14 protein-coding genes are annotated in these 15,800 nt (G+C 34.6%); 12 read left to right on the top strand and 2 right to left on the bottom strand.

What is annotated here, in order from left to right:
• Positions 1 to 610 precede the first annotated feature (610 nt).
• The 12 genes from BLE01S_RS19815 to BLE01S_RS19760 all read left to right on the top strand — a co-directional run bounded on the left by BLE01S_RS19815 (position 611) and on the right by BLE01S_RS19760 (position 13,730).
• Positions 611 to 1,957, top strand: a complete 1,347-nt coding sequence (locus BLE01S_RS19815) for a glucose-6-phosphate isomerase (RefSeq protein WP_066146668.1) — start codon at positions 611 to 613, stop codon at positions 1,955 to 1,957.
• Between the two features lie 385 nt (positions 1,958 to 2,342).
• Positions 2,343 to 3,083, top strand: a complete 741-nt coding sequence (locus tag BLE01S_RS19810) for a sugar phosphate nucleotidyltransferase (protein ID WP_066146665.1) — start codon at positions 2,343 to 2,345, stop codon at positions 3,081 to 3,083.
• The gene (gene rfbB, locus BLE01S_RS19805; protein WP_066146662.1) at positions 3,080 to 4,027 is read left to right on the top strand and encodes a dTDP-glucose 4,6-dehydratase; all 948 of its coding nucleotides are present in this window, start codon (positions 3,080 to 3,082) and stop codon (positions 4,025 to 4,027) included. The genes BLE01S_RS19810 and rfbB overlap by 4 nt, the downstream gene beginning before the upstream one ends.
• A gap of 16 nt (positions 4,028 to 4,043) precedes the next feature.
• Positions 4,044 to 4,886 carry a dTDP-4-dehydrorhamnose reductase gene (rfbD, locus tag BLE01S_RS19800; protein WP_066146659.1) on the top strand — a complete coding sequence of 281 codons (843 nt, stop codon included), beginning with the start codon at positions 4,044 to 4,046 and terminating at the stop codon, positions 4,884 to 4,886.
• Entirely contained in the window at positions 4,883 to 5,341 is a 459-nt protein-coding gene (locus tag BLE01S_RS19795; RefSeq protein ID WP_066146654.1) for a dTDP-4-dehydrorhamnose 3,5-epimerase family protein, read from the top strand. The genes rfbD and BLE01S_RS19795 overlap by 4 nt, the downstream gene beginning before the upstream one ends.
• Positions 5,342 to 5,480: 139 nt before the next feature.
• Positions 5,481 to 6,263, top strand: coding sequence for a phosphatidylinositol-specific phospholipase C/glycerophosphodiester phosphodiesterase family protein (locus BLE01S_RS19790; protein WP_066146651.1), 783 nt, complete (start codon positions 5,481 to 5,483; stop codon positions 6,261 to 6,263).
• Positions 6,264 to 6,306: 43 nt separating this feature from the next.
• Positions 6,307 to 7,317: an iron-containing alcohol dehydrogenase family protein gene (locus BLE01S_RS19785; protein ID WP_066146648.1), complete on the top strand. Its 1,011-nt coding sequence runs from the start codon at positions 6,307 to 6,309 to the stop codon at positions 7,315 to 7,317.
• Between the two features lie 17 nt (positions 7,318 to 7,334).
• Positions 7,335 to 8,051 (top strand): phosphocholine cytidylyltransferase family protein, encoded by a 717-nt coding sequence (locus BLE01S_RS19780; RefSeq protein ID WP_066146646.1) that lies wholly within the window; start codon positions 7,335 to 7,337, stop codon positions 8,049 to 8,051.
• A gap of 44 nt (positions 8,052 to 8,095) precedes the next feature.
• A complete protein-coding gene (locus tag BLE01S_RS19775; protein WP_066146645.1) occupies positions 8,096 to 8,971 on the top strand; it encodes a CDP-glycerol glycerophosphotransferase family protein in 876 nt (291 codons plus the stop codon).
• Positions 8,972 to 9,032: 61 nt separating this feature from the next.
• The gene (locus tag BLE01S_RS19770; protein ID WP_066146642.1) at positions 9,033 to 10,331 is read left to right on the top strand and encodes a glycosyltransferase family A protein; all 1,299 of its coding nucleotides are present in this window, start codon (positions 9,033 to 9,035) and stop codon (positions 10,329 to 10,331) included.
• 36 nt (positions 10,332 to 10,367) lie between these two features.
• The gene (locus BLE01S_RS19765; RefSeq protein WP_082788843.1) at positions 10,368 to 12,929 is read left to right on the top strand and encodes a glycosyltransferase; all 2,562 of its coding nucleotides are present in this window, start codon (positions 10,368 to 10,370) and stop codon (positions 12,927 to 12,929) included.
• Between the two features lie 72 nt (positions 12,930 to 13,001).
• Complete coding sequence (locus tag BLE01S_RS19760) at positions 13,002 to 13,730, top strand: class I SAM-dependent methyltransferase (RefSeq protein WP_111703513.1); 729 nt, start codon at positions 13,002 to 13,004, stop codon at positions 13,728 to 13,730.
• Between the two features lie 203 nt (positions 13,731 to 13,933).
• Here the strand turns inward: BLE01S_RS19760 and BLE01S_RS19755 are convergent, their stop codons facing one another.
• Together BLE01S_RS19755 and BLE01S_RS19750 are read right to left on the bottom strand one after the other, a co-directional pair.
• The gene (locus tag BLE01S_RS19755) at positions 13,934 to 14,758 is read right to left on the bottom strand and encodes a glycosyltransferase family 2 protein (protein ID WP_066146634.1); all 825 of its coding nucleotides are present in this window, start codon (positions 14,756 to 14,758) and stop codon (positions 13,934 to 13,936) included.
• Positions 14,759 to 14,789: 31 nt separating this feature from the next.
• The gene (locus tag BLE01S_RS19750) at positions 14,790 to 15,668 is read right to left on the bottom strand and encodes a glycosyltransferase family 2 protein (protein WP_066146631.1); all 879 of its coding nucleotides are present in this window, start codon (positions 15,666 to 15,668) and stop codon (positions 14,790 to 14,792) included.
• Between the last annotated feature and the right edge of the window lie 132 nt (positions 15,669 to 15,800).

Raw genomic sequence — 15,800 nt, 5'->3', positions numbered from 1 at the left:
CTGACGAGATAAAGGAAACACGGTGAAGCCTGCAAGGCAAACCGATGTTGACTTATCGTAGGAAGAATTCTGAAGTTTGCTAGTCGTTGGGCCTCTGAAGCAAGACAATAAAAGGAATAACGGCTAATATCGCCACGTCGTGTGGCAACGCCGTTATGACTCTCATCGTGCGAGCCTAAGCTCCAGCGCCCATTTTTAGCGACGTTCGAACTGCGCCCACAGGATGTGGGTGTGGGTGCGTCGACGTTGCCACAGGACGCGGCGTTTTAGTCGAGTGAGCTTAATTCTGATTTATCGTAGGAAGAATTCTGAAGTTTGCTAGTCGTTGGGCCTCTGAAGCAAGACAATAAAAGGAATAACGGCTAATTTTGCCACTTAGGGTGCAGCCGTTATGACTCGCACCGTACTAGACCAAGCTTCAGTGCCCGTTATAGCGATGCATAAACATTGCACCTACACGTTCAAAATGTCGTTGTCACTCACTTTACAATGGCACCGGATTTTTGCTGAAAATAATTAAGGACTAGTTTCTTGTAAATCTTCATTTTTTCCGTTAAAGTAATATCAGAAGATTTGTAAAAAACTACATATCGATCTTGGAGGTTACTATATGGGACATATTAAATTTGATTATTCAAAGGCTTTGGCATTTTTTAATGAGCATGAAATTACATATTTGCAAGGAGCAGTAGAAACAGCACATAAACAGCTTCATGAACAAACTGGTGCAGGAAGCGATTATCTTGGCTGGATCGATTTACCAGTAGATTATGATCGTGAGGAATTTTCGCGTATCCAAACAGCTGCATCGAAAATTAAACAAGATAGCGATGTATTACTTGTTATTGGCATTGGCGGTTCTTATTTAGGTGCCCGTGCAGCACTTGAAATGCTGAATCATAGCTTTTATAATGCGGTTTCTAAAGAACAACGTAAGGCACCGCAAATTATTTTTGTTGGGAATAACATTAGTTCTACATACATGACTGACGTAATGGATCTACTTGATGGAAAAGACTTTTCTATTAATGTTATTTCCAAATCAGGCACGACAACGGAGCCAGCACTTGCTTTCCGTATTTTCCGTAAACTACTTGAAGAAAAGTATGGCAGTGAAGAAGCGAAAAAACGTATCTTTGCTACAACGGATCAAGAAAAAGGTGCACTTAAAACATTATCAAATGAAGAAGGTTATGAAACATTTGTTATTCCAGATGATGTAGGTGGACGCTATTCGGTTCTTACAGCGGTTGGTTTACTTCCAATTGCAGTAAGTGGAGTGGAAATCGAAGAAATGATGAAAGGTGCAGCAGACGCACGTGAGGAATTCAGCACTGCAGACCTTGAAAAAAATATAGCTTACCAATACGCGGCTATCCGTAATGTTTTATATAATAAAGGAAAAACAATTGAAATGCTCATTAACTATGAGCCTGGTTTACAATACTTCTCTGAGTGGTGGAAACAACTTTTCGGAGAAAGTGAAGGGAAAGACCAAAAAGGAATTTTCCCGGCATCAGCAAACTTTTCAACGGATCTTCATTCAATGGGACAGTATGTTCAAGAAGGTCGCCGTGATTTATTTGAAACTGTCATCAAAGTTCAAAAATCACGTCATGAGCTTATTATTGAAAGCGAAGCAGGAGATCTCGATGGTTTAAATTATTTAGAAGGAAAAACTGTTGAGTTCGTTAACGATAAAGCTTTTGAAGGAACATTGCTTGCTCATACAGATGGGGATGTACCGAACCTTGTTGTAGAAATTCCAGCAATGGATGCATACACATTCGGTTATCTTGTTTATTTCTTTGAAAAAGCATGTGCTTTAAGTGGCTATCTTCTTGGAGTGAATCCATTTGATCAACCGGGAGTAGAAGCATACAAAGTAAATATGTTCGCACTTCTTGGCAAACCTGGATTCGAAGAAAAGAAAGCGGAATTGGAAAAAAGACTGTAATATTCTTTATTTCTATTTAGACTTCGGTGATTCGAAAGCTCTGAAAAAATTTCATGTAAATTAAAAAGGTATTCCTTGCTCAATTGAATTGGGCGAGGAATACTTTTTTTGTCGTACAATCGATGTGCGGAGCGTATGTTTATGATGAATCCCAAATAATATTTGCCTATATGGCGAAGTCCTATTCAGCTGTTCAAAAATAGAATATGTCCAAGATAAGGAAAATGTACGTTTTTCTTATCTTGGACATATTAATCAAAATACAGAAAAACGGGGTATTTCATGGTTCAAAAGAAATCAATAAACATATGGTATAAAAATAGTAGACAGAAAATTAATCCAATAACTAGGATAAATACTCATGTCATGAAAGGAGTAATGAATGATGAAAGGAGTTATTCTTGCTGGTGGCACAGGGACACGTCTCCAGCCATTTACCACCATATTAAATAAACATCTATTGCCAGTAGGACCTTATCCGATGATCCATTGGCCAATACTCAGATTAAGGAATGCCGGTATAGACGAAATAATGATTATTACAAATAAAGATGATCTTAGTTCCTTTATTAAATTATTAGGACATGGAGAGGAACTAAATGTCAAGCTTCATTATAAAGTGCAGAAAAATAAAGGTGGCGGCATTGCGGATGCTCTTGTGAGCGCCAAAAGTTTTATTGGTACAGGAAAGTTTGTCGTTTTATTAGGAGATAATATTTTCGAAGATTCATTATTACCATATATCGAAGATTTCAAAGAACAGAAAATTGGTGCTAGAATCTTGCTCAAAGAGGTGAAGGACCCTACCCGCTATGGGGTTCCTGATATGGATACAATCAATAATAGGGTTGTTTCCATTATTGAAAAGCCTCATAATCCTCCTTCTACCTATTGTGTTACTGGTATTTACATGTATGATCACCAAGTATTTACAATGATTGAAACTATTCATCCATCAAGCCGAAATGAACTAGAAATTACAGATGTTAACAATTTATATATAAAGAATAATCAACTACAGTATAACATTTTAGCTGGCTGGTGGATTGATGCAGGCACCCATGATTCATTATATAAAGCTTTCCAATATATAAACGAAAAAGCGAATGGAGAGGAAATCAATTGAAAAAACACCTGCTTGTAACTGGTGGTGCAGGTTTTATCGGCTCCAATTTTATTTCATATATGTTAAGTAACACAAATTACTATATTACTAATTTAGATTCTCTTACCTATGCAGGGAATCTTAAGAATATCGAGGCATTCCGCGAATCGAAAAAATATCGGTTTATTCAATGCGATATTAGTAGAGTGAACGAACTTCAATCCGTATTTGATCAAAAATATGAAGCAATTATAAACTTTGCTGCGGAATCACATGTGGACCGTAGCATTATGAATGCAGTTCCATTTATATATTCGAATATTTTAGGGGCGTTCAATCTTCTACAGGCTGTTTTATCAGGAAAGGCATCTAGGATGATCCAAATTTCAACAGACGAAGTCTATGGATCTTTACAGCCAACTGAATATCCATTTACAGAAAAAACTTCTTTATCTCCTAATAATCCCTATTCTGCTAGTAAGGCTAGTGCAGATTTGCTTGTAAGATCTTTTTATCAAACACATCAACTTCCATTAATAATAACAAGATGCAGTAACAATTATGGACCACGCCAACATACGGAAAAGTTAATTCCACAAACGATTATTCATACATTAAAAAACAAAGAAATTCCTGTATATGGTGATGGGTCGAATATAAGAGATTGGATATATGTGGAAGACCATTGTCGCGCTATCCATATGGTGCTTCAAAAAGGAAGGGCAGGAGAAGTTTATAATATCGGTGGGACAGAGGAAAAAACAAATCTAGAAGTTGTGGAAACAATCTTAACTCAATTAGGGGCGGATAAGAAACTAGTTAAAATGGTGAAAGACAGAAAAGGTCATGACCTACGATACGCGATGGATTCATCAAAAATAACAAAGGAACTTGGATGGAAACCTAGTATATCTTTTTCCGAAGGTATTCAGAAAACAATAGATTGGTATGGGGATAAGAATTAGGAAAGGAGATAATCATTTGAAGATATTGATAACTGGGGCTAATGGACAATTAGGAAAAGAGTTGGATAGACAATTGAAAAGATCACATACAGTTTTTGCTCTTTATCGAGTAGATTTAGATATTACGAAGAGAGAAGAAGTTGAAAAAGTAATCAACAAGATAAAGCCCCAAGTGATTATCCATGCTGCTGCATATACTGCCGTCGATCAATGTGAAATTGACCGAAAAAGAACCTTTGAAGTGAATTGCCTAGGTACAGGAAATGTTGTAGTTGCAGCTAGGGAAATTGGCGCCCGGATCATTTATATTAGTTCGGACTATGTCTTTGATGGTAAAAAACAAAGTCCTTATACAGAGGAAGATGCACCTAATCCACAATCTATTTATGGAATGAGTAAATGGCTGGGTGAAGAGTTAGTGTTAGGACATAATGACGGAACGGTTATCCGAACATCCTGGCTGTACGGGCATGATGGAAAAAATTTTGTGAAAACAATGTTAAGACTTGGGAAGCTAAATAAAGAAATTAAGGTAGTCAATGATCAGGTCGGTTCCCCTACTTTTGTTAAGGATCTTTCAGAAACGATTGGTTTATTACTGAATAAAAAAGGTGGAATTTATCATGTGACCAATTCAGGCTACTGTACATGGTATGAATTTGCAAAGGCTATTTTCAAAGAAGCTGGGCTTGATTCCAATTTGGTTGTCCCTACATCATCTAAGGAATATAGGGCGCTAGCAAACAGACCTAGCTACTCTGTTCTTGGGCATCACGCTTTGAAAAGGGAAAACGTTCAGTTGCCCCGAGATTGGAATGAAGCATTGAAGGATTATATTCGAAAGGAGAGCGTTCAATGATTGAAGGAGTGAAGGTGAAAAAAATTGTAAAACATTGTGATGATCGAGGTTTTTTCGCTGAGCTAATTCGTGATGATGAACAAGAGTTATTATCGAGATTTGGTCAGGCTTCATGGTCTACGAGTTATCCAGGAGTTATTAAAGCTTTCCACTACCATGAAAAGCAAGATGATCTATGGTTTTTTCCATTTGGTAATGCTCAAGTAGTGCTTTATGATTTAAGAGAAGATGCTCTTACTAAGGGCCAAACAGATGTTTATTACATGGGAGAAGAAAATCCAATCATGTTACTCATTCCAAAGGGAGTAGCTCATGGTTATCGAGTTTTGGGACAAAAGCCTGCGACAATTATTTATTTTACAACTGAATCATATAAAGCTCATGAACCTGATGAAAAACGTATACCGTGGAATGATTCAAAGATAAACTTTGATTGGAAAACAAAGAATCGTTAATAGATAAGCAGTCGTGTTAAACTTTTTGCTAGGAAACATGCACATTATTTAAAACCGAGTTAGAACTCCATACAATAAGAGTAAAACAACATATTATACAGTATTAAGTCAAAAGCTATATAGGAAGGAGACGAAGGGAGTGAAGGAAGGACATAAGTGGTTTTCTAAGTATAAGCTTATTGCGCATGCTATGGGTGGTATAAATAGTAAAAGTTATACTAATAGCTTAGAAGCTTTTCAGCAAAATTATCAGGCGGGACACCGGGTATTCGAAGTAGATTTTACTTTAACAAAAGATAGAAAATTGGTCGCTAGACATGATTGGAGAAATTATCTAAATGACTGGCCACAATACAAGGGATTGCCGCTTAGTTTAAGTGAATTCAAAAGCCTAAAGATATGCAAAATGTATACACCAATTGATATTTCAACGATTGCACATGTAATGGATAAACATAGAGATATATATTTAGTTACTGATACTAAAGATACGAATAAAAAAGAGGTAGAGGAGCAATTCCAATTACTAGTGTATGAAATCAAGCGAGTCAATCCAGATATATTAAATCGTGTAGTGCCCCAAATATATAATGAACAGATGTTGGAATGGATTAGAAGGATTTATCATTTTGAATCAGTAATATATACTCTGTATCAGTCCACATCGAATAACGACAGAATCATAGACTTTACGCGTAAAAGTGGTATTGAGGTAGTTGCCATGTTTGATGTTCGCTGTTCTAAAGATTTTGTTGGAAAATTGGCTTCAAATGGAGTGTACAGTTACATTCACACGATTAATTCTCTTACGAGGATGAAGGAATTGAATAAGTTAGGTGTTTATGGCTTTTATACAGATTTTGTTATACCAAGAGACTTTAACAATCAAACAGAAATAGAAATGCTGAATAAAAATGAATAGTATATCTCTAAATTCCATTCAGATTCCTAGGAAATTGAAAATTGTGCGAAATGTGCAAGAGTTAAGTTCGCAGCTTAAAGATATTTTACAATCCTTGGGTTATTGGTCCAAATCGATTTTATGGGTGACTGGAGTTTACAATAGTAAAAAATATTTGGAATCAATCGTAAAAGAACTGACTATACCAAAACCTGATATATATGTTGTGGGTAACAACGACTTTTCAGCAGTTTCTAACTTAAACTCCGTATTAACTAAAAATAATAAAAAATGTATTGTTTCGGTAGGTTCAGGCAAGGTGATTGATATAAGCAAATATTGTGCAAATCAGTTAAATATAGAAGTGATCTCCATTCCTACTACTCTATCAAATGATGGCATATCTTCACCGGTGTCAGTGTTAATGGATCATACAAATAAGAAGCATAGTCTTCCATCTAGAATACCAAATGCAGTATTAATTGATTTGACTTGTGTCTTAAAATCCCCAACTAGACTTTTACGAGCTGGAATAGGAGACCTAATTTCTAATATTACCGCAGTTAAAGATTGGCAAATAGCCGAAAGGGATATCAAAGAAGATATTAATGATTTTTCTTTATTAACTAGCATTACGGCGGCTAATTATATCCTCCACTTATATGAGTTGGAAATCCATAATGAGAAATTTATTGAGGCTTTGGCACGTGGGTTAATTTTGAGTGGAATCTCCATGGAAATGAGCGGAGATTCCCGGCCAGCAAGTGGTTCAGAGCATAAATTCAGTCATGCTATAGACAATTTGTTTCCAAACCGTGCCTTACACGGTGAACAAGTGGCAGTAGGGACGATTCTCTCTTCCTATCTACAAGAAGGTGATTGGAGAAAAGTTAAATCCTTTTTTACGAGATTTGGAGTACCGGTACGTGCGGAAGAGATCGGCTTAAAGGATGGGGAAATAATATCGGCTTTACTTCACGCAACTCATGTAAGAAAAAGATATACAATTTTAGAAAAGGTGAACCTAGATGAAAAAATGGCAAGGGATGTGTTGAAAAGAACGGGAATTATATAGAATGGAGGCTACCAAAGATGAAGGTGGGAATATTAGCTGCAGGAATTGGATCAAGATTACAACCATACACCAATGACAAACCAAAAGCCCTTCTGGAAATTAATAAAACTACAATGATAGGTAATTTAATAAAACAACTAAAAGATAATAATTTAAAAGATTTCGTTATAATTGTGGGGCATGAAGATAAGAAACTAATAAATTATTTAAGGAACACTTTTCCAAAGGATCATTTCAAATTTATTTATAATAGTAATTACTATAATATGAATAATATTTATTCATTTTATTTACTTAAACCGTATGTACTGAATGAAGATTTAATATTAGCCAATTCAGATTTAATTTGTGAAGATGCGATCGTGGAACTATTAGCTAAATCCCCGTTAAATACAGTCATGGTCGATAATAAGAAGAAGTTAAATGAAGAATCAATGAAAATTCTAATTAATGATAAAGGCCATATTTCGCAAATGGGCAAGGAACTTATTCCTAGTGCAAGTTATGGTGAGTATATCGGTTTATTAAAATTATCACATGATAGGGTTTCACAAATCATGGAAACGGTAGGTGATTTTATCCATAAAGGCGAAGTAAATGTATGGTATGAAAATGCGATAAACAAAGATTTACGAATCCTAGAGCTTCTGCCAATTTCGACGTCTGGTCATCAATGGTTTGAAATTGATACCCATGAGGATTACTCAAGTGCAAAAGAAATATTTGGGCTATAGTTGTGTGGATCATAATTAATAGTGGATGGATGTGATGTTGTGATATGCAAAATCCAATAAATTTTTTAACTGTCCCTGGACTTTATGGAAAGGTAGTCAATAGTTTTATAGAACCCATTCAAACACATTTAGGTAAAAGTAAGATCTCAAAAGAATCTATCCCAAACTCAATCAACCTACATTTCTTTCTTGAAGAGCACTACCGAAAACAATCGAAATCAGAAATAGGGACGAGTGTCTTTATGTCCCACGGCTTGGCTGATAAGGGGTGGTGGGATATAAATTCGATTAACACATATGATTATGTTTGTGTCCCAGGTCCGTTATGGATGAGGAAAATGATACAAGAAGGAATACCCGAAAAGAAAATTTTAATGGTAGGCTATCCAAAGCTTGATCCATTATACTTTATTAAAAAAGAAGAAAAACAAGTTAAAAAAGTCCTTTGGGCTCCAACCCATAATAATTCAATTTCGAGTTACCCGCAATTTAATGATTATCTAAATCAGTTTCCTGTAGACTTTGTGATTGAATCTTCTCTACATCCTCAAAACAAACAAAATAATAAACCTACTTTTACAGAGCTAGCTCATGCAGATATTGTTATTGCAGACTCCGGGAGTCTACTCTATGAAGCATGGGCACTAAATATACCTGTTATTTTTCCGGATTGGTTAGTCAAAGAAAAACTATTAAGACATTATCCTACAACATTAGAAGCTAAAATATATAGGGAAAACATTGGTTATCATGCAACTAGTTTTGAGCATTTAATTGAATTAATTTATTGCGCATTGCAACACGGTGTAGATCAATCAGCAAAAAAGTTAATCGATGAAATACTGCCTCCATCTTTTAGGGGGAATTCTGGGAAAATCACGGCCGAGAAGTTACTGACATTACAAATGAAAAGTAAATAGAAATAGTCAGACATTGAACTATATGAGGTGATGTCAAAAATATATAATTGGAGTGTCTAAAATGTCCTTTAATCCTAAAGTTACGGTTATTATGACTAGTTATAATAAACCGGAATTAATCGGAATTGCAATAAAAAGTGTACTTGATCAATCATTAAAAGACTTTGAATTACTTATTATGGATGATAATTCAAATATGGAAACAATCAATATTATCAAAGAGTTTTTGAACGATCCAAGGGTTACACTTTATAAATCAGATATTAAAGATGAAGATAGGTACAAAAAAACACGATATGCAACACTAATAAACCAAGCACTTGAATTGGCAAAAGGGGAATATATTAGTTATATCACCGATGACAATATGTATAAAAAGAATCGTCTGGATCTGATGAGTTATCTATTGAATACGAACAAAGAGGTTAATATCGTTTACTCGGCACAGAAACTCATTCATTTAAATGAAAATTATCAACCGATATCTTCTGTTACTCGTAAGACAGAAGGAGTGTTAAACAAAGCTGCTGAAGTTGTAGATCATTGCAGTGTCATGCATAGAAAAAGCATTTTGGATGATATAAAGAAAAAATACGGAAATTATTGGGATGATGACAAAAAATATTGGGGTTATGCTGATGCAATTTTTTGGAATCGATTAAATGAAAAACATTTATTCTACCCAACTTTAATGGTACTCGACTACAATTATCGAACGCCTCGTTCATATAAAGTCATGCACTTTGGTCTTCCAAGTTTTGAAGGAGGGGAGTGCTTTATCCCAAATGGAACGATTGTAAAAGATAACTCTACAAATATATATTATTTTGACGATGGTAAACGAAGATTAATTAAAGATCCTAAAATATTCAACCTACTACAATTCACTTCCTCAGATATTATTCAAGTCCCTGATCCAATTTTATTTAAATATACACTAGGGAAGGAAATAACGAATAGCAACTTAAAGAAAAGCATTCCGAATGATATTTTAATTAAATCAGATGATAACGACCAAATTTACTATATTCAAAAGGGGAAAAAAAGGCCAATTCAGGGTGCTTTACACTTCTATGGTTTTAAAATGAATAAGGTGATTACTTTACCTAAACAGATTGTGCGATCGATTTCCAACGGCCCTGCGTTAATAGGGGTAGTAAAAAAAGGAGAAATTTTACCAAACCGATTAATTATAAAAATAGAACATCAATACTATTTGGTACTAGATAACTGCCTGCATTTAATTGGAAGTTTAGATATCTTTGAGAAACTTAAACTGAATAGAGAAGATTCCCTCATTGGCTCAAAAGAATGGCTTCAATGGTTTAATATTGGTCCGAATATTGTATATGAATGGTAACGGAACAGGATTAAAGAATGTAATCCGGAAGGTGAGATGATGAATCTAACTAGCATTATTTTATTAACGATGAACGAATATGCACGGACAAAGGAATGTATCGAGAGTATTAAAAAATATACAAATGAACAATATGAATTAATTGTAATAGATAACGGTTCGAAGGATGACACCATTACTAAATTGCAAAAGGACCCTAATATTCAATTAGTTTGTAATGAAAAGAATACCGGTTTTGCGGGAGGTTGTAACCAAGGGATAAAATTGGCAAAGGGAAATGAAATCCTGTTAATAAATAACGATACAATCGTATCTCTTAATTGGCTCACAAATCTTCGCAAGGTATTATATAGCAGCCCAGATATTGGAATTGTCGGTCCCATGACAAACATGGCCTTGCCTGATCAGACGATGGAAGTGGAGTATTCCAATGTAGCTGAATTCCATGCATTTGCGAAGAACTTTAATAAGAGTAACTCAGCGAAATGGAAGAAAACTGTGATTTTAAGTGGTGTCTGTATGTTAATGAAGAAAGAACTAATTGAAAAAATTGGGTTGTTTGATGATAAGTTTTTAGTGGGAAATTATGAAGATGTAGATTTATCATATAGGGCAAACCAAGCGGGGTATTCCTTATTGATTGCTGGGGATACCTTTATTCATCATTATGGGCATTCTAGTTTTACTAAAAACAATTTAGATATATCGTCCATATCAAACGAAAATCGCAAATACTTCATTAGAAAATGGGGGGTGAACCCTGAAAAATTAATTTATGGAATGGATCGAGAATTAATCATGAATGGTGTTAATAACGGAAAAAGAAGCAAATTAATATTATTTTCCCATGTCTGTACAAAAGATTATATTACCGGTTCAGAAAAATACTTGCTTCTATTTACGTCTGAATTACAAAAGTATTTCGATTGTCATTTAGTTGTACCTAATGAAGGCGTTCTTTCAGAGGAAATGAAGAAGAGGGGGATCCCTGTAACTGTTCAGTTCTATCCATGCCTGTGGTCGATGTGGCAACCACATGGAAAGCTAATGGAAGAATATAAGCGGTTAGAACAATATATATCACCGATCGCGAAATTAATTGAAAGGTTAAATCCGGAGTTTGTTATGTCAAGCAGTATCGTTAATGTCATTCCTGCAATAGCTGCCAAGAAGGCCGGTAAGAAAACAGCTTGGCTCATTCATGAAGTACTAACAAAAAATAATTTTACAAAACAATCGCTGACGATTATTAATAATCATACAGATTTATTAATAGGCGTATCTAATGCTGTTTTGGAGCCATTCAAAGAACTAGTGTCGCTAAACAAATATGTCATGTATCCTTCTTTGGACGAGGACATCAATAACATAATGAATATGCAGGAAAGTAGACGAGAATTAGGTTTAGGGGCGGTAAATAAACAGATAGTCGGGTATGTTTCTGCGGACATCATTGCACATAAGGGGCTAGAACAGTTTATTAAATCTGCTTTACTTATATGTGCAAATACTAATCAGGTAGATTTTTTGATTGTTGGTCATAAAACAGATATCAAATATTTTAATCAATGTGTTAGTTTAATCAATCAATCTAACTATAAGCACAGGTTTCATTTTATTTCCTTTGTCAAAGATATTAATAAAGTATATCAAGGATTAGATATTCTAGTTGTGCCTAGCTTAGTTGACGAAGGTTTTGGTCAAACCGCATTAGAAGGTTTAGCACATGGAAAAGCTGTCGTTGCTTTCCGGTCAGGTGGTCTAGGAGAGATACTTAGTTTAACAAACAATGAGGATCTTCTTGCTGGTAAAGGGGACATTTATCAATTAAGCAATAAAGTAATGTGGTTATTGAATAATGATAATTTGCGTAAGCAAAGAGGTGAAAAAAACAAAGTAAATGCTTTTCAAGTTTTTGGAATTCATAGTTATAGACAACGTATGGATCAAATTGTGAGGGCATTGGATGATTCGGAAAATCATAGGACTAGGATATATCCTTCTAATTTGATATTTCCAGAAGGAACACTATTGAAGGGATCTGGACCAACTATATATTTGATCGAAAATAATTTAAAAAGACCGATAGTTAGTCAGGAGTCTTTCGAATATTTTCGTTTTCAGTGGAATAAAGTAATAGTTGTAGCAGATAAGGAACTAGATCAGTACCTAAATGGAAAGGTGGTTGATCATAAACGTTTGTTTCCACTTCATGCACCAAAAACTATATATGTTAAAGGTAGTAAGGCGGCAGTTTATTTAGTTAAGTCAGGTATTTGTTATGCATTTAGTTCCAAATCGATATTTTCAAGGTTGAAAATAGATTTAAAGCAAATTATTAACATACATGATCAGCAGATTACAGACATGGTTAAAGGGTTACCAATAGCTAGTAATCCCTTTGAAGAACATGAATTAGTCGCAGGTAAATTGTACGTTAGAAATAATGGTGAAGTTTACTTTGCTGATCAAACGTTATTAAGAAAAGTACCGTCTAATCAGGAGTTAAAACATCTTAAATTGGATGATTTACAAACCGTTCCAATTTCCGATACCGAATTTTACACTCTGCTGAAAGGTAGACCACTGTATGTATAAAAGATGGATGTACTAATATCCATCTTTTTCAGGATAAATGAATGAGAGTAATTACTTGGTAAAGGTGGTTAAATGATGCACAGATTTTGGGACGATATAATCCAACCGATTTTCATAGAAGAAGGTGTAACTTCAATCGTTGAGGTAGGAAGTGAATCTGGAATAAATACGGTGAAACTATTAAATTATTGTAGGAAGAGAAAAGGGAAGTTAATTTCAATTGACCCCGAACCTTCATTTGATGTGGAAAAAGTAGAAAAGGAATATAGCAACTTTACTGCGATAAGAGATTACAGTCATAAAGTATTAGAACGGTTGAAAGGATATGATGCATTTTTGCTTGATGGGGACCATAATTGGTATACTGTCTTCCATGAACTTAAAGTCATTGAGAAAAATGTTTCTGACCATAAACAATTTCCAATTGTTTTCTTACATGATATTGATTGGCCATATGCAAGAAGAGATATGTATTATTTTCCGGATTCGATACCAGCGGAATATAAAAAAACAAGCGAAAAAAAGGGGATATTACCCGGTTTTTCAGAATTGATTGAGCCAGAGCATGAATTAGAAAGGAAAGCTTGGAACAAGACCGTTTTCAATGCCACTTTTGAAGGCGGAGAAAAAAATGGTGTGCTAACAGCGATAGAGGACTTTATGAGTGAAACGTATATACCTTTAAGCTTTTGTAAAGTAAAACCAAATAATGGTTTAGGGATTTTATTTTATAAAAATATTAAATTGGAGCAATTTATCAAAGAACTTGTAGCCGAGACTGCTTTGTTTTACAGTGAATAGTGGAAGAAGTTGGCTTTCCATTCGCCAACCTCTCTTTTTTTGTGGAAAAAGAACGGATCTACGTCAAATTTTTATCTAATATAGATAGAAGGGGCCATATGAATCGTTTCACTTTGTCTCACACCAATTTGATTATGTGAACTGAGGGTCGAGAGTAAGTACGCATGATCACTTTGTTAGCTATACTTACTTAAAGCTAGTATTCAAAGAGGAATATAATGGCGTTGTCTATTAAAAGGTCTTTCTAATATAACTAGGTCTCGCAAATGTTCATTATCTTTTATATTCCATTTATCAAAAAAACTTTTTTTGCTTTCATCTATTATTTCTTTATGAACTTTTTTATTCCTTTTAAAACTACTACTTCCATAATGATGTATAAACACATCATTTGCTACTATCAGTTTTTTTTCGATTATTTTAGTTCTTATACAGAAGTCTGCATCTTCATAATAGCCAGGATAGAACCTTTCATCAAAACCACCAATCGTATCTATCAAAGTTCTCTTAAATATCATGCAAAGTCCACTTAAAAAATCTACTTCCTCACCTTGCTTTTCGTATTCTAATGCTCTTTCATTTGCAAATAGATGCATTTGTGGCATTGTTTTATAGGAAACAGGTGAAATTAATTGCTCTGGAATAACAAAATTTGATCTTGGGCCAACTATTCCGATTGAATCATCTTTATTTAGCTGCCATAATAAACGCGCCAACCATCCATTCGTTACTATCGTATCATTATTAAGAAGGACGATATTTTCCCCATTCGCGATGGATAAGCCCTGATTACACCCTCCGGAAAATCCCCTGTTTTGTTCATTCTCTATTATAATGGCTTTTCCCAAAGATTTTAAAAAATGAAGAGTGCCATCAGTTGATCCATTATCTACTATTATTAATTCATAGTTTTCGGGTGTATTTTGATAGATACTAAATATACAATCTCTAGTAAAACGAAGATTGTTTCTAGTGAGTATAATAATCGATGTTAATGGCGTATGGTCAAATTGGTCATTATTATCCATAATATGTCTCCCTTCTCGACAGGGATATAGATTAAAAGTCTATTTGAAACTTGTTAAAATACCAATCATCATCAAATTTTCTTGTTTGAAAATAATTTTCTCTTTGTTCCATTACATTAGATTGTTGCAAAAGTGACTTATATAGTGTATTTCTTCTTTTGTTAACCATGTTCAAACATTTTTGAATACGAACATCATTAAAATGGGAGAAAGCCATTCTTAGTAAATTATAGTTAACATCATCCAAGCGGATTTTATATGGATGGGTCTTTCTGAAAACATGTAAAACTGTTACATTTGGTTGAACATGACATTTAAAGCCAAAAAGCCATAATTTAATCGAAAGTTCTATATCTTCATAACCCCAAGTTCGAAAACCTGTCTCGAAGCCATTGATGCTCCAGAACACATTATTAGATATAGCGAAGCAACCACCAGGAATCACAGCTGTTTCAAATAAGGTACTTTGTTTGCTATTCCACTTTGTTTCTAGGCTTGGGATTAATGTTTGGCCAAATCCAATGCTGGCTGGGTTTTCCATTGATGCAATCCCCGGAGTAACTGTATCTGTTTCACCTTTAAGAATTGGCTCTAGTAAACGGTCTATCCACCAGTCCTCAAACTGCAAATGAGCGTCACAAAAAATGAAATGCTCCCCTAAAGCATTTTTGGCACCTAAGTTTCTTGCGTTGGCTGCTCCAACTCCTTTTGTATGGAAGAGTTTTATATGATCTTTATTGTCATACATTTCAATGAAATCGCAACATTTATCTACGGAGCCATCATCTATGACAATAACTTCAAATGAAAAACGTGTTTTTGTGGAAAATAACGAATCAAGTGTTGTTTTAACATTTTCCCCCTCGTTTTTAGCGGGGAAAATAATAGAAACAAATGGATTTGTATTCATATTTATCCTCCAATAATAAGATATCTAATAATGTATGATAATGGAAAAGGGTTGTGAGGAAAAGTTTCGTTGCATAGGACAAATATCAAGTATATAGGAACTTTGTGAGGGAAGCTCTTAAAATGAGCAATA

It is taken from the genome of Lederbergia lenta NBRC 16444 (genome assembly GCF_001591545.1).
GTDB lineage: Bacteria > Bacillota > Bacilli > Bacillales > Bacillaceae_C > Lederbergia > Lederbergia lenta.
Note: the sequence above shows the minus strand (reverse complement) of the source record. Positions and strands in the feature narration are given on the sequence as shown.